The sequence below is a fragment of the Ferrovibrio sp. genome, from assembly GCF_017994015.1.
In the GTDB taxonomy this organism is placed as follows: Bacteria; Pseudomonadota; Alphaproteobacteria; order Ferrovibrionales; family Ferrovibrionaceae; genus Ferrovibrio.
The window spans coordinates 46,542-69,077 of sequence record NZ_JAGOLP010000006.1; the positions used below are offsets into that span (position 1 = coordinate 46,542).

At 62.2% G+C, this 22,536-nt stretch carries 21 protein-coding genes; 16 read left to right on the plus strand and 5 right to left on the minus strand.

The genetic code is table 11. The features are described from left to right. Positions 1–49: 49 nt before the first annotated feature. Genes KBB36_RS05720 through KBB36_RS05750 form a run of 7 tightly spaced genes read left to right on the plus strand, consistent with a single transcriptional unit; the run spans position 50 to position 7,004 of the window. A complete protein-coding gene (locus tag KBB36_RS05720; protein ID WP_290977885.1) occupies positions 50–916 on the plus strand; it encodes a branched-chain amino acid ABC transporter permease in 867 nt (288 codons plus the stop codon). Beyond that, positions 916–1,875, plus strand: coding sequence for a branched-chain amino acid ABC transporter permease (locus KBB36_RS05725; RefSeq protein WP_290977887.1), 960 nt, complete (start codon positions 916–918; stop codon positions 1,873–1,875). Before KBB36_RS05720 ends, KBB36_RS05725 begins: the two co-directional genes overlap by 1 nt. A gap of 4 nt (positions 1,876–1,879) precedes the next feature. Beyond that, entirely contained in the window at positions 1,880–3,382 is a 1,503-nt protein-coding gene (locus tag KBB36_RS05730; RefSeq protein WP_290977889.1) for an AMP-binding protein, read from the plus strand. After that, positions 3,379–3,915: a nuclear transport factor 2 family protein gene (locus KBB36_RS05735; RefSeq protein ID WP_290977891.1), complete on the plus strand. Its 537-nt coding sequence runs from the start codon at positions 3,379–3,381 to the stop codon at positions 3,913–3,915. The genes KBB36_RS05730 and KBB36_RS05735 overlap by 4 nt, the downstream gene beginning before the upstream one ends. Before the next feature lies 1 nt (position 3,916). After that, the gene (locus KBB36_RS05740; protein ID WP_290977893.1) at positions 3,917–4,729 is read left to right on the plus strand and encodes an enoyl-CoA hydratase; all 813 of its coding nucleotides are present in this window, start codon (positions 3,917–3,919) and stop codon (positions 4,727–4,729) included. A gap of 8 nt (positions 4,730–4,737) precedes the next feature. Beyond that, positions 4,738–5,904, plus strand: coding sequence for an acyl-CoA dehydrogenase family protein (locus KBB36_RS05745; RefSeq protein ID WP_290977895.1), 1,167 nt, complete (start codon positions 4,738–4,740; stop codon positions 5,902–5,904). 2 nt (positions 5,905–5,906) lie between these two features. Further along, positions 5,907–7,004, plus strand: coding sequence for an acyl-CoA dehydrogenase family protein (locus KBB36_RS05750; RefSeq protein ID WP_290977897.1), 1,098 nt, complete (start codon positions 5,907–5,909; stop codon positions 7,002–7,004). 9 nt (positions 7,005–7,013) lie between these two features. Here the strand turns inward: KBB36_RS05750 and KBB36_RS05755 are convergent, their stop codons facing one another. Continuing rightward, the gene (locus KBB36_RS05755) at positions 7,014–7,874 is read right to left on the minus strand and encodes an AraC family transcriptional regulator (RefSeq protein ID WP_290977899.1); all 861 of its coding nucleotides are present in this window, start codon (positions 7,872–7,874) and stop codon (positions 7,014–7,016) included. 73 nt (positions 7,875–7,947) lie between these two features. Between KBB36_RS05755 and KBB36_RS05760 the strand changes: the two genes are divergently transcribed. The 7 genes from KBB36_RS05760 (at position 7,948) to KBB36_RS05790 (ending at position 14,909) form a co-directional block, all read left to right on the plus strand. After that, positions 7,948–9,159 carry an ABC transporter substrate-binding protein gene (locus tag KBB36_RS05760; protein WP_290977901.1) on the plus strand — a complete coding sequence of 404 codons (1,212 nt, stop codon included), beginning with the start codon at positions 7,948–7,950 and terminating at the stop codon, positions 9,157–9,159. Between the two features lie 97 nt (positions 9,160–9,256). After that, the gene (locus KBB36_RS05765) at positions 9,257–10,144 is read left to right on the plus strand and encodes a branched-chain amino acid ABC transporter permease (RefSeq protein WP_290977903.1); all 888 of its coding nucleotides are present in this window, start codon (positions 9,257–9,259) and stop codon (positions 10,142–10,144) included. Further along, on the plus strand, positions 10,144–11,136 hold the full coding sequence (locus tag KBB36_RS05770; RefSeq protein WP_290977905.1) for a branched-chain amino acid ABC transporter permease: 993 nt from the start codon (positions 10,144–10,146) through the stop codon (positions 11,134–11,136). Before KBB36_RS05765 ends, KBB36_RS05770 begins: the two co-directional genes overlap by 1 nt. Next, complete coding sequence (locus tag KBB36_RS05775) at positions 11,123–11,977, plus strand: phosphoenolpyruvate hydrolase family protein (RefSeq protein WP_290977907.1); 855 nt, start codon at positions 11,123–11,125, stop codon at positions 11,975–11,977. The genes KBB36_RS05770 and KBB36_RS05775 overlap by 14 nt, the downstream gene beginning before the upstream one ends. A gap of 2 nt (positions 11,978–11,979) precedes the next feature. Further along, positions 11,980–12,420: an SRPBCC family protein gene (locus KBB36_RS05780; RefSeq protein WP_290977909.1), complete on the plus strand. Its 441-nt coding sequence runs from the start codon at positions 11,980–11,982 to the stop codon at positions 12,418–12,420. Between the two features lie 13 nt (positions 12,421–12,433). Next, positions 12,434–13,636: a Tm-1-like ATP-binding domain-containing protein gene (locus tag KBB36_RS05785; RefSeq protein ID WP_290977911.1), complete on the plus strand. Its 1,203-nt coding sequence runs from the start codon at positions 12,434–12,436 to the stop codon at positions 13,634–13,636. A gap of 58 nt (positions 13,637–13,694) precedes the next feature. Then, positions 13,695–14,909 carry a TIGR03862 family flavoprotein gene (locus tag KBB36_RS05790; protein WP_290977913.1) on the plus strand — a complete coding sequence of 405 codons (1,215 nt, stop codon included), beginning with the start codon at positions 13,695–13,697 and terminating at the stop codon, positions 14,907–14,909. Between the two features lie 11 nt (positions 14,910–14,920). Here the strand turns inward: KBB36_RS05790 and cysW are convergent, their stop codons facing one another. The 4 genes from cysW to KBB36_RS05810 are packed head-to-tail and all read right to left on the minus strand — an operon-like array spanning position 14,921 to position 18,741. Then, the gene (gene cysW, locus KBB36_RS05795; RefSeq protein ID WP_290977915.1) at positions 14,921–15,739 is read right to left on the minus strand and encodes a sulfate ABC transporter permease subunit CysW; all 819 of its coding nucleotides are present in this window, start codon (positions 15,737–15,739) and stop codon (positions 14,921–14,923) included. A 3-nt stretch (positions 15,740–15,742) separates the two neighbouring features. Beyond that, a complete protein-coding gene (cysT, locus tag KBB36_RS05800) occupies positions 15,743–16,591 on the minus strand; it encodes a sulfate ABC transporter permease subunit CysT (protein WP_290977917.1) in 849 nt (282 codons plus the stop codon). Positions 16,592–16,594: 3 nt separating this feature from the next. Next, positions 16,595–17,611, minus strand: coding sequence for a sulfate ABC transporter substrate-binding protein (locus KBB36_RS05805; RefSeq protein WP_290977919.1), 1,017 nt, complete (start codon positions 17,609–17,611; stop codon positions 16,595–16,597). A gap of 23 nt (positions 17,612–17,634) precedes the next feature. Then, positions 17,635–18,741 carry a TOBE-like domain-containing protein gene (locus KBB36_RS05810; protein ID WP_290977921.1) on the minus strand — a complete coding sequence of 369 codons (1,107 nt, stop codon included), beginning with the start codon at positions 18,739–18,741 and terminating at the stop codon, positions 17,635–17,637. Between the two features lie 240 nt (positions 18,742–18,981). On the opposite strand from KBB36_RS05810, the gene KBB36_RS05815 reads away from it, so the two are divergent. Together KBB36_RS05815 and KBB36_RS05820 are read left to right on the plus strand one after the other, a co-directional pair. Further along, on the plus strand, positions 18,982–21,141 hold the full coding sequence (locus KBB36_RS05815) for a type I secretion system permease/ATPase (protein WP_290977923.1): 2,160 nt from the start codon (positions 18,982–18,984) through the stop codon (positions 21,139–21,141). Beyond that, positions 21,131–22,531: an HlyD family type I secretion periplasmic adaptor subunit gene (locus KBB36_RS05820; RefSeq protein ID WP_290977925.1), complete on the plus strand. Its 1,401-nt coding sequence runs from the start codon at positions 21,131–21,133 to the stop codon at positions 22,529–22,531. Before KBB36_RS05815 ends, KBB36_RS05820 begins: the two co-directional genes overlap by 11 nt. The last annotated feature ends 5 nt before the right edge of the window (positions 22,532–22,536 follow it).

A 22,536-nucleotide genomic window follows, 5' to 3' on the forward strand; every position in this document is an offset into this window, starting at 1 on the left:
CGGTGCCGGCTTCAACCGGCACCGCTGCCAAGCAGAAACGAGCCGAGCCATGCTGATCGATTTCATCCAGCAGATATTCAACGGTCTTGTGATCGGCAGCATCTACACGCTGATCGCGCTCGGCCTGACGACGATTTTCGGCATCCTGGGGATTGCCCATTTTGCCCATGCCAGTGTCGCCATGTTCGGCGGCTATCTCACCTTCTTCGCCATCAGCGCGCTCGGCCTGGGCCTGTTGCCCGCCATGCTGCTCGCCATGGCCTGCGGTGCCGTGCTCGGCATTGTCATCGAACGCGTGGCCTATCATCCGGTGCGCAACGCACCGCCGATCAATGCCTTTATCATCGCGCTCGGCCTGACCCTGGTGATCGAAAAGGTCAACCTGCTGCTGTTCGGCATCGATCAGGTGATCATCCCGACGCCGTTCAACCGCGTGATCGATATCGGCGGCCTGACCATGCCGGAATTACGCATCTATGTGTTGCTCACCGCCGCCGTGCTGGTGGCAGTGATGACCTATCTGATCCAGCGCACCTGGATCGGCATGGCAGTGCGCGCCGTGGCGCAGAACCGTGCCGCCGCCGTGCTGATGGGTATCAACGGCAATGCGGTGTCGATGTTTGTCTTCGCCCTGTCCTCGGCGCTTGGCGTTGCTGCCGGCGTGCTGGTGGGGGCGCTGTTCGCAGTGGCGCCCGGTATCAGCGGCGGCCTGGTGGTGAAGGGCTTTGCCGTGCTGATCCTCGGCGGCCTGGGTTCGATACCCGGCGCCATCATCGGCGGCGCCCTGCTCGGCATCACCGAATCCTTTGCCTCCGCCTTCATCTCGTCGGGCTACAAGGATGTGATCTCCTTCCTGCTGATGATCGGCATTCTCCTGATCCGCCCTGAGGGCCTGATGCGCCGGAACGCCCGCTGATGTTCAAGAAACTCGCCATTCTCGCCGTTATCCTGGCTGCCGCGCTGGTGCCGCAGGTTACCACGGTCAACTACTTCATCCATCTGGCAGTGCTGGCGATGATCTTCATGATCGTGGCCCAGGGTGCCAATGTGATCCAAGGCTATGCCGGCTATGTCTCCATCGCCCAGGGCGCCTTCATGGGTATCGGCGCCTATACCTCGGCCTTGCTGGCGGTGAAGGCGGAATGGCCGGTCTGGCTGGCGCTGGGCATGGCGCCGCTGGCCAGCATCGTGGCGGCATTGATCTGCGGCTATCCCTCGCTGCGCGTGAAGGGGCATTACTTCGCCATCGTCACCCTGGCGATCAACATGGTGGTGTTCACCGTGCTGATCAACTGGATGTCGCTCACCGGCGGCGAACCCGGCCTGCCCGGTATTCCGGCGCCCGAACCGATTGGTTTCGGTGATTATGAAATCGCTTTCGACAAGCGGCGCAATTTTTACTATCTCGCGCTGGCGGCACTGATCGGCTGCACTGCGCTGACCGCCGCCGTGGTGCGCTCGCGGGTTGGCCGTGTGCTCCAGGCCATCCGGCAGAATGAAACCTTCACCGAGGCGGCCGGTGTTTCCGCTTGGCGCTACAAGCTGTTTGCCTTTGTGTTCAGCGCCGCCCTGGCCGGCTTTGCCGGCGGCCTTTACGCGCATTACATGGGTTTCATCAATCCCAGCCCGTTTTCGGCCGATACCTCGCTCAACACCATCCTGGCGGTGATCCTGGGCGGCAGCGGCACGCTGTCCGGCCCGATCATCGGCGCCGCGCTCACTGTGGTGTTGCCGGAAATGCTGCGCGTGGCAGAAATCTATCGTCTGATTGTTTATGGCCTGCTGCTGATCGTGGTGATGATCTTCATGCCGCGCGGTCTGGTGCCGCCGGTGGTGGACCTCGCCCGACGCTGGTTCAGTGCCAAGCGGATGTAACGCCATGACCGTGCATATCGGCAATTTTGTGCGCTACCACGCGGCATTGCGGCCGCAGCATGTGGCCGTGGTGAGCGAGGCCGACAGCCTTACTTATGCCCAGCTAGAGCGGCGCGCCTCGGGTTGCGCCCGGGCCTTGGCCGCGCTTGGTGTATTGCCGGCGGATCGTGTGGTCTTCGCGCTGAATAACGGCCTGGAATGGCTACTGCTCTATCAAGGCATCCTGCGCGCCGGTGCGGTGCCGGTACCGCTCAATCCACTGCTGGCCGGCCCAGAACTGGCTGCCATCATCCAGGATTGTGCGCCGCGCCTGGTGCTGGCCCGCCCCGATCTGCTGCCCGGCCTGGCCGCCAGCGGCATCACGGCGCAGGATGCATTGGCACCCGCGCTGACTGCCATCGAGGCCGAGCCGGCGCCGCTGCCCGTCGCTTCTGCCGATAGTGTGGCGTTGATGCTGTATTCCTCCGGCTCCACCGGCCGGCCCAAGGGCATCCAGCTTACGCATGGCAATATCTTCTGGAATGCCCAGGCCTTTGCCTTTGATCTGCTGCGGCTGACGCCGGAGGATCGCGGCTATGGCGTGCTGCCTTTCAGTCATGTGTTTGGCCATACCTGCCTGATGTCGGCGTTTCTCTATGCCGGTGCCACGCTGTATCTGGCGCCACGTTTTGATGCCGCCGAAGCCCTGGCCACCATAGCCCGCGAGCGCATCACCATCTTCATGGGCGTGCCGACCATGTATTGGACCATGGCCGATGCACCGCTGCCGGAAGCAGCCGATATTTCCGCCTGGCGTGCCTGCGTATCCGGTGGCCAGGCTTTGCCCGAGGATGTGCATCGCCGCTTTGAGAGCCGCTTCAATGTGCTGATCTCGGAAGGCTATGGCATGACCGAACTGAGCCCTTCGGTCACCGGCAACCGCTTTTTCGGCGCCCGGCGCAAGCCTGGTTCCGCCGGCCAGCCTTATCTTGGGGTGCGGGTGCGTATCCTGGACGACCAGGGCCAGGACGTGCCGGCCGGCGCTTTGGGCGAGATCGTGGTTTCCGGTCCCGGTGTAGCCAAAGGCTATTTCAACCAGCCCGAATTGACCGCGCAGACCTTCCGCGATGGCTGGCTTTATTCCGGGGATATCGGCCGGCTCGATGAAGATGGTTTCCTGTATGTGGTGGATCGCAAGAAGGAAATGATCATCACCGGCGGCTACAATGTCTATCCGCGCGAGGTTGAGGAACTGCTCTACAGCCAGCCCGGCATATTGGAGGCAGCCGCCATCGGCGTGCCGGATGAGCGGCTGGGCGAGCGGATCGTGGCATTTCTGGTGCCGAGCCAGCAGGGCGCAGCACCAGCGCCGGAAGCGGTGTTGACCGCATTGGAAGGCCAGTTGGCGCGCTACAAGCTGCCGCGTGCGGTGCATGTGCTGGACGCGCTTCCCCGCAATGCCACCGGCAAGGTGGACCGCATCCGGCTGCGCGCTATCGGCCGCGAGATTTTTGGACAGAAAGCATGACCCCGCAGGATTTCAACCTTCTGCTGAAGGAATTCACCCTGGCCGCCGAATCCGGCGATGGCGAGCGTTTTGCACGCTGCTTCACCGAGGACGGCATCTACCATGATTACATCTACGGCGCGCATCATGGCCGCGCCGAGATTGCGCATATGATGCAGCATCTGTTTCATCGCGATGCCGGGCCGGATTACCGCTGGGAGATGTTTGACCCGGTCTGTGCCGGCGACATGGCCTATGCCTGGTCGCTATCGAGCTTTTCATCGCGGATCGAGCAGTTCAAGGACCGCTTCGTGGTGATCGATGGCATGAGCCGCTTCCGCCTGCGTGACGGCCTGATCGCCGAATACTGGGAATCGGTGAATGGCGGCGTGGCGATGACCCAGCTTGGTGTGGCGCCGGACCGCATGCAGAAGGTGTTCAAGCGCTGGAGCGGCTGGCTGCGCGCCAGGCCGGAAACCCAGGCCTATCTCAATCGCCCGCGCGCCCTGGATGGCCGCGCTCCGACCAAGTTGCCGCAAGAGGAGAATCCGTGACATGACCTATCAGCACATTGCCTATGCGGTGGAAGCGCGCATTGCCACCATCACGCTGAATCGCCCCGAGCGCATGAATGCCTGGACCATGATCATGGAACGCGAAGTGCGCGACGCCATGGAACGTGCCGGCGCCGACAAGGACGTGCGCGTGATCGTGCTGACCGGTGCGGGCCGTGCCTTCTGTGCCGGCGCCGACATGGATGAATTGAAGGATCTGGACCCCAACGACATCAAGGACCAGAGCTGGATGCGGCCGTTCGACATGAATCGCCGGCCGGACTGGCAGACGCGTTATTCCTTCTATCCCGCCATCGAGAAGCCGGTGATCGGCATGATCAACGGCGCCGCCGCCGGTATCGGCCTGGTGCATGCCCTGTATTGCGACATCCGCTTCGCCGCCGAGGCTGCGGTCTACACCACATCCTTTGCCCGCCGCGGCCTGATCGCCGAACATGGCCTGAGCTGGATGCTGCCGCGTATCGTCGGCCATGCCAATGCGCTTGATCTGCTGCTTTCGGCGCGCAAGATCACTGGCGCCGAGGCGCTGGCGATGGGCCTGGTGAACAAGCTGTTCCCGGCCGACCAGCTCGCCGCCAGAACCTATGACTATGCCCGCGATCTGGCCGATAACGTGTCGCCGCGTTCGATGGCGGTGATCAAGCGGCAGATGTATGAAGTGCCGTTTCAGACTCTGGCTGAAGCCACCATCAGCGCCAATCATGAAATGGGCCTCAGCGTGCGCAGCAATGATTTCCGCGAGGGCGTGGCGCATTTCATCGAGAAGCGTCAGGCCCGCTTCAGCGGCGATTGAGGCCGGAGATGAGCTATCTGTTCACGCCTGAGGAAACCGCTTTCCGCGCCGATGTGCGCGCCTTTGTGCAGGCCAACCTGCCCGAGGATATCCGCGATGCGCAGCTTGGCGGCCGCCTGGTCAACCGCGAGCAGTTGACGCGCTGGACCCGCATCCTGCATGCCCGTGGCTGGGCTGCCTATACCTGGCCGCAGGCGCATGGCGGGCCGGGCTTCAGCCCGGTGCAGCGCCATATCTTCGAGGATGAATGCGCCCAGGCCGGGGCGCCGGAATTGCTGCCCTTTGGCCTGAAGATGGTGGCGCCGGTGCTGATGGCGTTTGGCAATGCCTGGCAGAAGCAGCATTTCCTGCCGCGCATCGCAGATCTTTCCGATTGGTGGTGCCAGGGTTATTCCGAACCCGGCGCCGGCTCGGACCTGGCCGGCTTGCGCACCCGCGCCGAACTGGACGGCGAGCATTATATCGTCAATGGCCAGAAGACCTGGACCACCCTGGCACAGGATGCCGACTGGATGTTCTGCCTGGTGCGCACCGAGAATACGGCGCGCAAGCAGGAAGGCATTTCCTTCCTGCTGATCGATTTGCGCAGCCCCGGGGTGACAATCCGGCCGATCATCACCATTGATGGTGCGCATGAGGTGAATGAGGTCTGGTTTCAGGATGTGCGCGTGCCGGCCTGCAATCTGGTGGGCGAGCCAGGCAAGGGCTGGACCTATGCCAAATACCTGCTGGTGCATGAACGGCTGAATTTTGGCGGCATGGGTTTCTGCAAGCGCGAGATTGCGCGGCTGAAACGTATGGCGGCCAAGGTCATGCGCGGCGGCCGGCCGGCATTGGAGAACCCGTTGATCCGCAACCGGCTGGCGGTGCTGGAAATGCGCCTGGCCAGTATCGACATGACCAATCTGCGGGTGTTGCGGGCGGCAGAGCGCGGCGAGAGCGATGATCGTCACGCGCCTTATCTCAAGATCATCAGTTCGGAATTGCAGCAGGACATTGCCGAATTGCAAAGCCGGATCCTGGGTCAGCAGGCCGCCATCCTGCGCCAGGATGGCAATCAGCTGCGTGAGGAAGCGCTGGCGGCGCTGACCTATTGCAACCTGCGCAAGACGACGATTTATGCCGGCTCGAATGAAATCCAGCGCAACATCGCCGCGCGCCAATTGCTGGGCTGATCATGTTGAATTCATCTGCAAACGATAAGCCGCTGGCCTTCATGCCGGTGGAGGAACAGGCGCTGCTCCAGGATGCCGTGGCGCGGCTGCTGGATGGCGCCGAGGCGGGCGGCAACTGGCGCAATTTGTGGTCCAGGCTGGTGGCGATGGGTGGCCTGGCGGTGGCTTTGCCGGTTGACCAGGGCGGCCTGGATGATGCCGGTGCCGTGCGGGTGATTGCCACCGAATTGGGCCGCCGCGCCATCGCCCTGCCATTTGCCTGTGGCGTGGCCGCCACATTGCGCGCCCTGGCCCGCATGCCCGCGCCGCCTGCGGCGCTGCCGGCCCTGGCGGCTGGCGAATGCCTGGCCACGCTGGCGATACATGAAGCCGATACGCTGCCGCAATTGCTGGCACCGCAAACCCTGGCCCGCCGGCATCTTGGTGGCTATCGCCTGACCGGCCGCAAGCAGGCAGTGCCATTTGGCGCCGAGGCTGATTACATCCTGCTGCCGGCCTGGCTTGACGCGGAAAACCAGCTCGGCCTGTTTCTGGTGCGCCAGCATGACGAGGGGCTTCGGGCCAGCCCGGCCACCGGCATCGATGCGGCCGGCTATGCCGATCTTGATCTGGTCAATGTTGCCGCCGAGCTGCTGTGCCAGGGCGAGGCGGCGCAGGGCATGGCCGAATGGCTGCTTGACGCCTATGGCGCCGCGCTTTGTGCCGAGGCAGCCGGTGCCATGCGGCATCTGGTGGATGCCACCGCCGCCTATCTCGGCATACGGCAGCAATTCGGCATGGCCCTGTCAGTGAATCAGGCGCTGCGGCACCGTTTTGTCGATATCGATGTGCAATTGACCCAGGCCGAAGCCGCTGCCGACTGGGCGGCCAGTGCGCTGGATAACGAAACCGATCCGGCACAGCGCCGCCGCGCCCTGCTGACGGCGCGCTTCACCTGCACCCGCGCCGCTTGGCGCGTATCGCAGGAAGCCGTGCAGCTGCATGGCGGCATGGGCATGGCGGCGGAAACCGGCCTCGGCGCCTATATGCGCCGCCTGCTCGCCATCACCTTGCTGTTTGGCGATGAGGATAGCCTGGCCGAGGCTTTTGCAGCGGGCTAATCGATAAATCTAGCTCTCCGACTCGCGCGCGGATTGCCGCCGGCTGCGGAATTGTGAAGGCCGGAAGCCGGTCATGCGCTTGAAGGTGTTGGAGAAGGCAAACGGATTCTGGTAGCCCACCAGCAGCGCAATTTCTTCGATCTTGGCCTGCGTGGTGGCCAGGCGATGCGCCGCATGCTGAATGCGCAGATAGGTCAGCTGTTGCATCGGGCTGCGCCCCAGGCTGGATTGACACAAGCGCCGCAGATGTTCTCCGCTGATATTGGCCAGCTTTGCCAGTTGCTCAACATTCCAGGGCCGGCCTAGATCGCGACGCACCTGGTCCCATAGCGCGCTCAGGCGATCCTCGCGCTGCAACGGCGCGGCAAAGCGGCTGATGTAATGTTCGATCAGGTCAATCCATAACATGGCCGAGCCGGAATCGGCCTGGCCCTGCACCTCGCGATGCAGGCCGAGGATGGCATGTTGTAGCGCCGCAGCATCAAAGCGTGCCATCACCGGCGCCATGAAGCCGATCGCCGAACGCGGCGATTGCGGCATGTAGCGCACCCAGCAATATTGCCAGCGTTTGGACGGGATGGCGTGGAAGGCATGCAGCACATGCGCCGGCGCCAGCGATACCATGCCGGCACGATGCGGCCGCCAGCGCCCGTCCAGCAGGATGCGGCCTTCGCCGCCGAGGCTGGCATGCACATAGGTGCCGCTCAGATGGGTGCGCACGATGCGGTAGGGCGCTGCCGCATCGCCCACCCCGACATGCGAAATCTGCCGCGTGGCCAGTGCAGTGCAGTCTTCCGCGCGCACGATAAGCTGCCGCGTGTTGCGGCCAACAATGTGGGTTTCAGATAGGTCTTCGTGCAAACCAGCCATGGAATAGGCTTCTTCTTCTCTGATATGGTGGAAAACAATAATAACCGGGAAACAGTATTACTGGGAGGAAATCATGGCAAACAATCTGCGATTGGTGATGGCGGCTGCGTCCGCGCTCACTTTGGCGGCCGGCGGTGCGGCAGCCCAGGTATCCGATGATGTGGTGCGTATCGGCGTGCTTGCCGATATGTCCGGCATCTACAACGATCTCTCCGGCAAGGGCGCCGTCGAAGCGGTGAAGATGGCTGCCGAGGATTTTGGCGGCACCGTGCTGGGCAAGAAGATCGACGTGATCTTTGCCGATCACCTCAACAAGCCGGATGTTGGCGCCGCCAAGGCGCGCGAATGGTTTGATACCGGAGGCGTTGATTTGATCAACGATCTGGCCAATTCCGGTGTGGCCCGCGCCGTCGCCACCGTGGCGAAGGAAAAGAAGCGCCATATCATCGTCAATGGCGCCTCCAATATGGGCATCACCAACGAGCTTTGCTCACCTTATGCCATCCATTATGCCTATGACGCCTATTCGCTGGCGCATGGCACCGGCAAGACCGTGGTGGAGCAGGGCGGCAAAAGCTGGTTCTTCCTCACCGTCGATTTTGCTTTTGGTATCGGCCTGGAACAGCAGGTTTCCGATGTGGTGCGGGCCAATAAGGGCCGCGTGGTGGGCGCAGCGCGTCATCCGCTCGCCACCACGGATTTCTCGTCCTACATCCTCCAGGCGCAGGCTTCCAAGGCAGAGATTATCGGCGTTGCCTCCACCGGCGCCGATGCGGTGAATGCCATCAAGGCAGCGGCGGAATTCGGCGCCACCAAGAACCAGAAGCTGGCCGCCTTGCTGCTCTGGATCGAGGATGTGCATTCGCTCGGCCTGCCGACAGCCCAGGGCCTGCTGCTGACCAATGCCTGGTATTGGGACATGAATGACGAGACGCGCAAATTTGCCAAGCGCTTCTATGATCGGGTTGGCAAGATGCCCAATATGGCGCAGGCTGCCGATTATTCCTCGACGATGTTCTACCTGAACGCGGTGAAGGAAGCCGGCACCGACAATGCCGACAAGGTTTCCGCCAAGATGCGTGAAATGACAGTCAGCGACATGTTCACCAAGCAGGGCAAGGTGCGTGTCGATGGCCGTTTCATGCATGATATGTATCTCTGGCAGGTGAAAGCGCCGGCTGAATCGAAGGCACCGTGGGATTATCTCAAGCCGGTGGCAACGATCCCGGCTGAGCAGGCTTTCCAGCCGCTGGCCGACAGCAAGTGTGATCTGGTGAAGAAGTAACCTCCCCTGACCCGGGCCGGCGGTTTGGCCGGCCCGGACTTTTTTATTCCGCTCCTTCGGGAGACAAAAGACTGGCGTAACGGAGCCCAGGCGGCAGATGGACATTTTCGGTATCCCGCTCCAGGCTTTCCTGGGCCAGATCATGCTGGGTCTGGTCAATGGTGCCTTTTATGCTGTGCTCAGCCTGGGCCTGGCGATTATCTTCGGCCTGCTGCGGATTGTGAATTTTGCCCATGGCGCGTTTTTTATGGTCGGCGCCTTCACGGCGTTTCTGATCGGGCGCCATCTCGGCATCGGCTATTGGCCGGCAATGCTGCTGGTGCCGCTGGTGGTAGGTTTTCTGGGCGTTGTGTTTGAACGCCTGGCCCTGCGGCGCATCTACAGCCTTGATCCGCTTTATGGCTTGCTGCTCACCTTTGGCATGGTGCTGGTGCTGGAAGGCGGCTTCCGTGTTGCCATGGGTTCATCCGGCCATCCTTTTGCCACGCCGCCGGAATTACGCGGGGTGTGGAATCTCGGCTTCATGATCCTGCCGATCTACCGCGCCTTTGTGATCCTGGTGGCAGTGGTGGTCTGTGCCGGCACCTGGATTGTGATTGAGAAGACCCGCATGGGCGCCTATCTGCGCGCCGCCACCGAGCGGCCGGAACTGACCCAATCCTTTGGCATCAATGTGCCGCTGCTGCTCACGCTGACTTACGGTGCCGGTGTGGCCTTGGCCGGCTTTGCCGGTGTGCTGGCGGCACCGATCCAGCATGTCAATCCGTCGATGGGGTCTGATCTGGTGATCATCGTTTTTGCCATCGTGGTCATCGGTGGGCTTGGCTCGGTGGTTGGCTCGGCCATCACCGGGCTTGGCCTGGGTGTGATCGAGGGGCTGACCAAAGTGTATTATTCCGAAGCCTCCACCACGGTGGTGTTCCTGATCATGGCCCTGGTGCTGCTGCTGCGCCCGGCCGGCCTGTTCGGCCGCGAGGAGGCCTGATGCTGGCGCTGCTATTTTCATCCAGCGTCAAACGCGGCCTGCTGCTGCTCTTGTTGCTGGCCGTGCTCATTGTGCCGTTTGTGCCGCAGTTGATCTATCCGATCTTTCTGATGAAGGTGATGTGTTTTGCGCTGTTTGCCTGCGCCTTCAATCTGCTGCTCGGCCATACCGGCATCGTCTCGTTTGGCCATGCCGCCTTTTTTGGCTCCTCGGCCTATATCACCGGTTATGCGTTGCGCGATCTGGGTCTGACACCGGAATTGGCGATTTTTGCCGGTGTGGCTTTTTCGGCGGCGCTGGGTGCGGTTTTTGGTGCCTTGGCGATCCGCCGCCAGGGCATCTACCTGGCGATGATCACTCTGGCGCTGGCGCAGATGGTGTATTTCACTTTCCTGCAAGCGCCGTTCACCGGCGCCGAGGATGGCATGCAGCCGATCCCGCGTGGCCGGCTGTTTGGTCTGCTTGATCTCAACAATGATACCAATCTGTATTTTGTGGTGCTGGCCTGCACGCTTGGCGGCTTCTGGCTGGTGCACCGCATTGTGCATTCGCCCTTTGGCCAGGTGCTGCGCGCCATCCGCGAGCATGAGCCGCGCACCATATCGCTGGGTTATGCGGTGGAGCGTTACAAGATCATGGCTTTTGCACTCTCAGCCGGGATATCCGGGCTGGCGGGTTCGCTGAAATGTATCGTGTTCCGGCTGGCCTCGCTGACCGATGCACATTGGCATATGTCGGGCGACGTGATCCTGATGACATTGCTGGGCGGCATGAATTCGGTATTCGGCCCGGCCATTGGCGCGGTGATGATCTCCGCGCTGCGGCATTATTTTGATGCGCTTGGCGCCTGGGTCACGGTTGCCGTTGGCCTGATCTTCATTGCCTGTGTGCTGATGTTCCGGCGCGGCGTACTCGGCGAAATCAATCATCTGTTGTCGTTGCGGCCGGTCGATGGCCGCTCTACCAAGGAAAAAAACAATGCCCAGATTTGAACGCGCCGCCATCGTCGAAAAATTTCACGGCATGATCCGCCGTGGCGAGCCGATCATCGGCGGCGGTGCCGGCACCGGCATATCGGCAAAATGCGAAGAAGCCGGCGGCATTGATCTGATTATCGTTTACAATTCCGGCCGCTATCGCATGGCCGGGCGGGCTTCCTCCGCCGGCCTGCTCGCTTACGGCAATGCCAACGAGATTGTGGTGGAGATGGCGGGCGAGATTCTGCCGGTCTGCAAAAAAACCCCGGTGATTGCCGGCGTTAATGGCACCGACCCCTTCATCATCATGCCGGTCTTCCTCAAGCAGCTTAAGGAACTTGGCTTCTCGGGGGTGCAGAATTTCCCCACCGTGGGCATCATCGACGGCACTTTCCGCGTCAGCCTGGAGGAAACCGGCATCAACTTTGCCAGCGAGATCGACATGATCCGCCAGGCGCATGAACTCGACCTGCTGACCACGCCTTATGTGTTTTCCGCCGATGAAGCGGTGGAGATGGCCAAGGCCGGGGCCGATATCATTGTGCCGCATATGGGCGTCACCACCGGCGGCAGCATCGGCGCCACCACGTCAAAAAGCCTGGAGCAATCGGTGAAGCTGATTGATGAATGGGCCGAGGCGGCGCGCCGCGTGCGCCAGGACATCATCATCATCGCTCATGGCGGCCCGATTTCCTCGCCCGAGGATGTCGACTTCGTGCTCAGAAACAGCCAGCATTGCAACGGCTTCTACGGCGCCAGCAGCGTTGAGCGCTTGCCGGTGGAAACCGCGATCACCAATCATATCAAGGGCTTCAAAAGCCTCACGGCGTTGCAGCAGAAAAACGGGGGGAAGTGACCATGGCGCGGGTTTATATCAGTGCGGTGATGGATATTCCGCTGGAGCAGGCCTGGGGCGTGCTGCGCGATTTCAATGCGCTGCCGGTCTATCATCCCTTTTTCTCCAAGAGCGATATCGAGGATGGCAAACCTTCCGATCAGATCGGTTGTGTGCGCAATTTCTTCACCCATGAAGGCGGCCATATCCGCGAGGAATTGCTCACCCTGTCAGACCGCGAACATGTCTGCTGCTACCGGATCCTGGAAGCCACCCTGCCGGTGCAGAATTATGTTGCCGAGATGCGGCTGAAGCCAATCACCGAAGGCAACAAGACCTTTGGCGAATGGTGGGCTGAATATGATGTGGCGCCGGCCGATGCCGAGCAGGTGCATCAGACCGTGAGCGACACATTCCGCTTCGCTTTCGAAGGCGCGGTGAAGGTGGCGCGGCAGCAGAAATAGCCCGGTATCGACCATGACCGCCAGCGCCTATATCGTCGGCACCTTCGATACCAAAGCCGAAGAGCTGCGTTATGTTGCCGGCCTGCTGCGCCAGGCCGGCCTGCATGCCATCACCGTGGATGTTGGCACCAGGCTATCGGCTGAGGATGCCGATGTGCCGGCTGAAATGGTGGCGGACCAGCATCCGGCGGGCCGCGCTGCCGTGTTCAAGGCCGGCGATCGCGGCGCAGCGGTTACTGCCATGACCGAGGCGCTCAAGCGCTTCATCGCGGCGCAGTCGGATATTGGCGGCATCATCGGCTTGGGCGGCTCGGGCGGCACCTCGATCATTGCGCCGGCGATGCGCGCGCTGCCGATTGGCCTGCCGAAACTGATGGTCTCAACGCTGGCTGCCGGCGATGTTGCGCCTTTTGTTGGCGTGCATGACATCACCATGATGTATCCGGTCACCGATATTGCCGGGCTGAACCGGCTGTCGCGGGTGATCCTGGCCAATGCCGCGCATGCGCTGGCCGGCATGATGCGCCATGCGGTGCCGCAAGCCACGGATCATCGCCCGGCGCTTGGCTTCAGCATGTTCGGCGTCACCACGCCCTGCATCCAGCAGCTTACCGCGCGGCTGGGCCAGGATTATGAATGCCAGGTATTCCATGCCAATGGCCCGGGCGGGCGGGCGCTGGAAGCCATTGCCCAGGCCGGTTTGTTGCAGGGCATGGTGGATATCACCACCACGGAAGCCGCCGATCATCTGCTCGGCGGGGTTTGCACCGCCGGGCCGGAGCGGTTTGATGTGGTGGCAAAAACCGGCATCCCCTGGATCGGCTCCTGCGGCGCGCTCGATATGGTGAATTTCTGGGCGCCGGACACGATTCCAGCGCGCTATCATGGCCGTCTGTTCCATGCCCATAATGCCAATGTCACGCTGATGCGCACCACGGGCGATGAACTGGAGCAGATTGCAGCCTGGATCGCCGCCAAGCTGAATGCTTCGCCCGGCCCGGTGCGCCTGCTGCTGCCGGAAGGCGGCACCTCCGCACTGGATGCGCCAGGGCAGAAATTCCATGACCCGGCGGCGAATGCCGCCTTGTTTGCGGCTTTTGAGCGGTTTTTCCTCCAGACTGATAGCCATCGGCTGCTGCGGCTGCCGCATCATGTCAATGATCCGGACTTTGTGCGGATTGCCGAAACCCAGGTGCGCGAATTGGTCCCGCTATAGCTGACCCAGCCATTTCAGGCTAAACCTGCCGCTCTGGTTTTCCTGAATACCGAGCGTTATGACTGATCCTGTTGCAGAAGCACCGCGCCGTGTCGCCGTTATCGGCGGCGGGCCCGCCGGCCTGATCGCTGCCGAAATCATGGCTGGCGCCGGCCTGAGCGTTACCGTGTTTGATCGCATGCCCAGCTTTGGCCGCAAGCTGCTGATGGCCGGGCGCGGCGGCCTCAATATCACCCATTCCGAGCCGCTGGCGCCGTTCTGCGCCCGCTATGGTGCGGCGGCCGATTGGATGCAGCGCTATCTCGTGGCCTTTCCGCCCAGTGCCTTGATCAACTGGTGCAGCGGTTTGCAGATACCCACCTTTGTTGGCAGCAGCGGCCGGGTATTTCCGCAAAGCATGAAGGCCAGCCCGTTATTGCGCGCCTGGCTGGCACGACTTGGCGCCTTGAATGTGCGGCTGGTGCCGCGCGCGCAGTGGACCGGCTGGAATGCGGCCGGCGCGTTGAGTTTTGCCGATGGCAGCAGCTATGCGGCCGACGCGGTGGTGTTGGCGCTGGGCGGCGCTTCCTGGCCGCGCCTGGGTGCCGATGGCAGTTGGGCCAGTTTGCTGCCGAATATTGCCATCACACCACTACAGGCGGCCAATTGCGGTTTTGCGGTGCATTGGTCGGCGCCTTTTATTGCACGCCATGCCGGGGCGCCCTTGAAACGTGTGGCGCTCAGTTGCGATGGGCAGATGGTGCGCGGCGAAGCCATGATCACACAGAACGGGATTGAAGGCGGCGCGGTCTACGCCCTGTCAGCCCGGCTGCGTGCAGCCATCGCCCGCGATGGCTTTGCCGATCTGCATATCGATCTGCGCCCCGATCTCAGTATGGCTGAACTGACCAAGCAGTTGAACCAGCCGCGGCGCGGCGCCTCGCTGGCCAATTTCCTGCGCAAGCGTATCGCCTTGCCGCCGGTAGCCATCGGTCTGGTGCAGGAAGCATTGCATGGCGCCCATGCCGCAACGCCGCTGGCGCAATTGGTGCGCGCCTTGCCGCTGCGGCTATTGGCACCATTTGGTCTGGAGCGGGCGATCTCCACCGCCGGCGGCATTGCGTTGGAAGAGCTGACCCCCAGCCTGATGCTGCACCGCCGCCCGGGCGTGTTCGTGGCCGGCGAAATGCTGGATTGGGAAGCGCCTACCGGCGGCTACCTGCTGCAAGGCTGCTTCGCCACCGGCTTTGCCGCCGGCCATGGCGTAGTGGATTGGCTGCGCGGTCAGCAATGATCCGGGCGGCTTCAGCGCCGCTCGATCTTGCTTTCCAGCACCGCCTTGACCAGCAGGGTGACCAGCGCCAGCACGGTCAGCGTGGTGGCGGCGGCAAAGGCGCCCACGGCGTTATAATCGTGATACAGCAATTCAACATGCAGCGGCAGCGTGTTGGTTTCGCCGCGTACATTGCCGGATACCACTGACACGGCGCCGAATTCGCCGATGGCGCGCGCGGTGCACAGCACGGCGCCATAAAGCAGCGCCCAGCGGATGCTGGGCAGGGTGACACGGCGGAAAATCTGCCAGCCGCTGGCGCCCAATGTGGCAGCGGCTTCCTCCGGCTCGGTGCCTTGCGCCTGCATCAGCGGGATCAGCTCGCGGGCCACAAATGGGCTGGTGACAAACAGGGTCACCAGGAAAATCGCCGGCAGGGCAAACATCAGCCGGATGCCGTGATCCTCCAGAAAGCCGCCGAACAGGCCCTGGGCACCATACAGCAGGATATAGGTGACACCGGCCACGATCGGCGAAATCGAGAACGGAATCTCCAGCAGGGTGAGCAGCAGTTTCTTGCCCACGAAGTCAAATTTGGCGATGGCCCAGGCGGCGGCGATGCCGAACAGGATATTCACCGGCACCACCACGATGGCGGTGAGGATGGTGAGGCCCATGGCATGCAGCGTGTCAGGCTCCAGTACATTGGTGAGATAAAAATCCACGCCCTTGGAAAAGGCCTGGCTGAAGATCACCAGGATCGGCGCCAGCACAAAGCCGGCGCTGAGCAGCAGGCCAAGCGCGATCAGCGCCAGAGGCAGCGGGCCGAGATTACGGCGTGTTGTGCTCATGGCTCAGGTCTTTCGCTTGATCTGCCAGGCTTGCAGCAGGTTGGTCAGCAGCAGCATGACAAAGGCGGTGAGCAGCAAAGTGGCAGCAATGGCAGCGGCGCCGGGATAGTCAAATTCCTCCAGCCGGATAAACACTAACAGCGCAGCGATTTCGGTTTTCATCGGCAGGTTGCCGGCAATGAAGATGATGGCGCCAAATTCGCCCAAAGAGCGGGCGAAGGCCAACATGCAGCCGGTGAGATAGGCCGGGAAGATGGCGGGGAAGATCACCTTGCGGAAAATGGTGAAGGGATAGGCACCCAGGGTGCGCGCCGCTTCCTCCACTTCGGGCTGGATTTCCTCCAGCACCGGCTGCACGGTGCGGATCACAAAGGGTGCGCTGGTGAAGGCCATGGCGATGGCGACACCCAGCATGGTGTACACCACGTTGATGCCGGCCGGTTCCAGCACGGCGCCAAACCAGCCATTTTTGGCATAAAGCGCGGTCAGCGCCAGGCCGGCCACGGCGGTGGGCAGCGCGAAGGGCAGGTCCATCAGCGCATCCAGCAGGCGGCGGCCGGGAAAATCGTAGCGCACCAATATCCAGGCCATCAGCAGGCCGTAAAGCGCATTGAAAGCGGTGGCAATGGCGGCGGCGCCAAGTGTCAGTTGAAACGAGGCGATGGCGCGCGGGCTGGTGATGATCTGCCAGAAACGCGCCGGGCCGATCTCAGCCGATTTCAGCAGCAACGCCACCAATGGCAGCAGCACGATGACGGCGAGATACAGCAATGTGGCGCCGAGCGTCAGCCCGAAGCCTGGAAGCACATGCCGGGCCACTTTGGGCCCGGCATGCTTGAAGGATATGGACATGATTTACCGGTTGACAAAAACCTGATCGAGAATGCCGCCTTCGGCGAAATGCACCTTGGTGGCCTGCTCCCAGCCGCCGAACACCTTTTCCACCGTAACCAGGCGCAAGGCGGGGAATTGCGCCTTGTAGGCTTCCAGCACTTTGGGGTGATGCACGCGGTTGTAATTCTTGGCCAGGATTTGCTGGCCGGCCTCGCTGTAAAGGAAATCCAGATAGGCCTTGGCCACCACCTGGCTCTTTTTACGCTCGGCTACCTTGTCCACCACCGCCACCGGGAATTCGGCCAGCAGGCTCAGTGATGGTGTCACCAGTTCAAAACCCTTGTCGCCATATTCGCGTTTGATGCCGTTGGTCTCGGCCTCGAAGGTGATCAGCACATCGCCGATTTCGCGCTCCACAAAAGTGGTGGTTGAGCCGCGCCCGCCAGTATCGAATACCGGCACATTGGCCAGCAGCGCCTTCACAAAGGCATTGGCCTTGGCGGCATCGTTGTTGTTCTGCTCCAGCGCATAGGCATAGGCGGCCAGATAGGTGTAGCGCGCATTGCCGGAGGTTTTCGGATTGGGGAAGACCGATTTCACATCCGGCCGCACCAGGTCGGACCAGTCCTTCACATTTTTCGGGTTGCCCTTGCGCACCAGGAAAGCCGGCAGCGAATAATACGGCGAGGCATTGTTGGGCAGGCGCTGCTGCCAGTCGGCCGCCACCAGCTTGCCGCGATCATGCAGGATCTGCACATCGATCACCTGGTTGAAGGTGACCACATCGGCCTGCAAGCCTTCCAGGATGGCGCGAGCCTGGCGCGAGGTGCCGGCATGGCTCTGCTTGATCTCGACGCTTTGGCCGGTCTTGGCCTTCCACTCGGCGGCGAAAACCGGATTGATCTGGGCAAACAGCTCGCGCGCGATGTCGTAGGACACATTGAGCAGTTCCACCGGCTTGTCCTGCGCCTGGGCTGGCAGATGCGCCGTGCCGAGCAACAGGCCGAGCGCGGCCGCGAGGGTGACGATACGCTTCATGATGACAACTCCTTGCAGAAAAATCAGATGCCGGCGCGGGCCTGTGTCGGTTGCGGGCCGGCAGACTGGTTGGCCGGATGCAAAGCCGGGGCGAAAACGCGGCCCTGGCGGATGCGCACATGCACTGCATCGCCCTGGCGCAGGTTGCTGCGCCGTGCCACTTCGCGCGTCAATTCAACTTCAATCGCCTTGTCGCTGTCAGGCAGGGTCACGTCATAGCGCAGCACCGGGCCGCTGGAGGTGATGCTGCGGATCCGCGCCAGAGCCTGCGGCGCGGCTTCCAGGTCGATCTCCTGCGGCCGCACAAACAGTTCCACGGCACCATCGCCCACCGCTATCCGCGCCAGCGTCTCGGTTTCGGCGCCGGCAACCCGGATATGGCCGTTCGCCACTTCGGCGGCAATCTCGTTCACGCCGCCCAGGAAACGGGCCACAAACGGGCTGGCCGGATGCTCGTAAATCTCGTCCGGCGTGCCGACCTGCTCGATGCGGCCTTCACCCATCAGCACGATACGGTCAGCCAGTTCAAAGGCCTCTTCCTGATCGTGGGTGACAAAGATCGTGGTCATGCCAAGCTGCTCGTGCAATTCGCGCAGCCAGCGGCGCAAATCCTTGCGCACCTTGGCATCCAGCGCGCCAAAGGGTTCATCAAGCAGCAGCAGCTTGGGATGGATTGCCAGGGCACGGGCCAGGGCAACGCGCTGGCGCTGGCCGCCGGAAAGCTGTGCCGGGAAGCGGTCGCCCAATGCCTTGATCTGCACCAGGTTGAGCAATTCCTCAACCCGGGCCGTGATCTCGGCCTGAGCCGGCCTGGTGGCACGCGGCCGCACATTCAGGCCGAAAGCGATGTTGTCACGCACCCGCATATGCTGGAACAGGGCGTAATGCTGGAACACGAAGCCGACATGGCGCGCCTGGGTTTCCAGCGCCAGCCAGTCCTGGCCATCCAGCGTCACACTACCGGCATCGGGCCAGTCCAGGCCGGCCAGAATGCGCAAAAGTGTGGTCTTGCCCGAGCCTGAAGCGCCCAGCAAGGCGATCAATTCGCCATCGGCGACCTCAAGATTGATGCCGCGCAGCACCTGGGTGGCGCCGAAGCTCTTGGTGATGCCTTGAATGCTGATGGCCATGGCGGCCTCTCGTTACCTGGAAGCGGGAAGGGAAGGTGAGCGTTATTCCACATCACAGCTATGGCAACAATTGAATTTTACAATTCAATTAACAAAAAAATATTTATATATCATTTTTTATATGTGAATTTATCTATGTCCACCTTCGCCTAACTACTTGAAATTATAATAACTGCTGCAACTACATGCCTCGATATATATACTTACCGCATTGTCCACGCATTGAACCGGACGAAGGTCTTGAGCGAAAAACTGGATGCCCTGCCTGGGGTGGATAGCGGCTTGTTTGCTCTTGCAGCGATCCTCCGCCTGCTGGAGCAGCCGGCCGATCTGGGGCAGCTCCAGCATCGCTTTGGCCGCCCTGATGCCGCGCTCAGCGCTGCCGAGCTAGTGCGCAGTGGTCGCCAACTCGGCCTCAAGATGCGGCTGCTTCAGAGCGATGCCGGCCGTCTGGGTGAAACTGCGCTGCCTGCTATAGCTGAAATGAAGGATGGCCGTTTTGTGTTGCTGGCCGGCTATCGCGCCGAGCCGGAGCGCCGTGCCGTCTTGCTGCTGGATCAGGCCAGCGGCCGGCCGCGTTCAGTGCCTTGGGCGGAGTTTGAAGTGCAATGGAGCGGACGGCTGATCCTGGTGACCAGCCGTGCTGCCTTGGCCGGTGTGGCGCGGCGTTTCGACATCACCTGGTTCATTCCCGCCATTGTGCGCTATCGCCGGCTGTTCGGCGAAGTGCTGTTCGGCTCGTTTCTGCTGCAAACCCTGGCGCTGGTCTCGCCGTTGGTATTCCAGATCGTGATCGACAAGGTGATGGTGCATCGCTCGCTCACCACGCTGGACGTGCTGATCTTCGCCTTGGTGGCGATTTCGGCATTCGAGGCGGTGTTCGGCGGCCTGCGCAGCTATCTGTTCTCGCACACCACCAACCGCGTTGACATGGAACTGGGCGCCCGCCTGTTTGGGCATCTGGTGGCGCTGCCGCTGTCGTATTTCGAGGCGCGTCGGGTCGGCGATAGTGTGGCGCGTGTGCGCGAGTTGGAGAATATCCGCAATTTCCTCACCAGTTCGGCGCTCACCGTTGCTGTGGATGCGGTTTTCACCGTGGTGTTCATTGCGGTTATGTTCCTCTACAGCCCGCTGCTCACCGGCATCGTGCTGATCGCGGTGCCGTTTTATGTCGGGCTATCGCTGCTGGTGACGCCGGTGCTACGCCAGCGGCTGGATGAGAAATTTGCCCGTGGTGCCGAAAACCAGGCCTTCCTGGTGGAGCGCGTCGGCGGGATCGAGACGGTCAAGGCGATGGCGGTGGAGCCGCAGATGCAGCGGCGCTGGGAGGAATTGCTGGCCGCCTATGTCGGTGCCGCTTTCCGTGTCACCCATCTCGGCAATATCGCCGGCCAGGCAGCGCAGCTTATCAACAAGCTGGTGATTGCCGCCACATTGTGGTTTGGCGCCAAGTTGGTGATTGAGGGTGGCCTCAGCGTGGGCGAACTGGTGGCGTTCAATATGCTGTCCAGCCGCGTCTCCGGGCCGATCCTGCGGCTGGGCCAACTCTGGCAGGATTTCCAGCAGGCGCGGCTTTCGATTGACCGTCTGGGCGACATCCTCAATACCGCGCCGGAAAACGGCCTCAGGCCGGGTAAGGCATCGCTGCCGCCACTAAAGGGCGAGCTGGTTTTTGACCATGTCGGCTTTCGCTACAGGCCGGAATTGCCCGAAGTGCTGCGTCAGGTTTCGCTGCGGGTGCCAGCCGGCCAGGTTCTCGGCATCGTTGGCCCCTCCGGTTCGGGCAAGAGCACGCTGGCCAAGCTGGTGCAGCGACTCTATGTGCCTGAATCCGGCAAGATACAGATCGATGGCCTCGACCTTGCCGGCATTGATGCCATGGCACTGCGGCGCCAGATCGGCGTAGTCCTGCAAGAGAATGTGCTGTTCAGTGGCAGTGTGCGCGACAATATCGCACTGGCGGCACCGGGGATGGAATTGCAGCGTGTGATGCGCGCCGCCAAACTGGCCGGCGCACATGATTTCATCATGGCTTTGCCGCAGGGGTATGACACCATGATCGGTGAACGTGGCGCCACGCTGTCGGGCGGCCAGCGCCAACGCATCGCCATCGCCCGCGCGCTGGTGAACGATCCGCGTATCCTGATTTTCGACGAGGCAACCAGCGCGCTGGATGTGGAATCGGAAACTGCGATCCAGAACAACATGCGGCAGATTTGCCAGGGCCGCACTGTCATCATTATTGCGCACCGGCTTTCTGCGGTGCGCGGCGCCGACCGCGTGATAACCATCGAGCAGGGTGCTGTGGTGGAGGATGGCAAGCCGGAAGACCTGCTGCGCGCCGGCGGTCGTTTCGCCGCCATGTATCGCCAGCAGGCGGGAGGCAAGCATGCGGTTTGATGGGCTGCGCCGCAGCTTCGCAGTGGCCAATGCTGCACTGGCACTGGAAAAGTCTGTACCAAAGCCGCGTCAGCGCCGCCGTGCCGAAACCGAATTCCTGCCTGCAGCGCTGGAAGTGCTGGAAACCCCGCCTTCGCCTACGGTGCGACTGCTATTCTGGGGCATTGCCGCCTTGTGCGCTCTTGCGCTGGCCTGGTCGTTTGTCGGCAGGCTGGATGTGGTGGCACTGGCCGATGGCAAACTGGTGCCAGCCGGCAAGGTGAAGACCGTGCAGCCGCTGGAAGCCGGCATCGTGCGCGCTATCCATGTGCAGGATGGCCAGACAGTGAGGGCCGGCGATCTGCTGGTGGAACTGGATGCTACCGCCACTGGCGCCGATACACGCCGGCTGATGAACGATCTGGTCGCCGCCGAGGCCGAGGCGGCACGGCTGCGCGCCGCGCAGGCGCCGCAAACCGCCCTGGCACAGTATCGCCCGCCGGCTTTGGTGCCAGCGGAACTGCGCGCCATGCACTTGGCTTTGCTGCAAAGCCAGCTCGATGAACTGCGCGCCCGGCTGGCCGGGCTGGACGAAGAGACGGCGCGGCGTCGCGCCGAGCGCCGCACGCTGGAAACCGGCATCGAACGGATCAATGCCGCCCTGCCGCTGCTGCGCCAGCGCCGCGATGCACGCCAGGAACTGGCCGAGAAGGGCTTTGGTTCCAAACTGGTGGCGCTGGAATTGCAACAGCAACTGGTGGAGCAGGAGCATGAATTGCTGGCTCTGCGTTCGCGCCGCGAGGAAAGTAATGCCGCCTTGGCCGGTATCGAAAAGCAGCGCCGCCAGGTCGAGTCGGAATATCTCAAGGGCGTGCTGACCCAACTGGCTGAGACCGAACGCAAGATCGCGGCGCTGACCGAGGAATTGCTCAAGGCCGAACAGCGCCAGGAACAGCAGCGGCTGCTGGCGCCGGTTGATGGCGTGGTGCAGCAATTGATGGTGCATACCATTGGCGGCGTGGTGACGCCAGCGCAGCCGCTCATGGTGCTGGTGCCGGCCGACATGCCGCTGGAAGTGGAGGCGATGCTGCCCAACCGGGATATCGGTTTTGTGCAGCCGGGCCAGGCCGCCGAGGTGAAGCTGGAGGCTTTTCTGTTCACCAAATACGGCACGGTGCCGGCGCAGGTGGTGTCGGTATCGCGCGATGCGGTGCAGGATGAGCGGCGCGGCCTGATTTATCCGGTGCGCCTGGCGCTGGAACGGTCCTGGGTCGAGGTTGAAGGGCGCCGCGTACCACTTGCCGCCGGCATGGCAATGGTAGCAGAAATCAAGACTGATCAGCGCCGGGTTATTGACTACCTGCTGTCGCCGATCATGCGCTATCGGCAGGAAAGCCTGCGTGAGCGGTAAGGTTT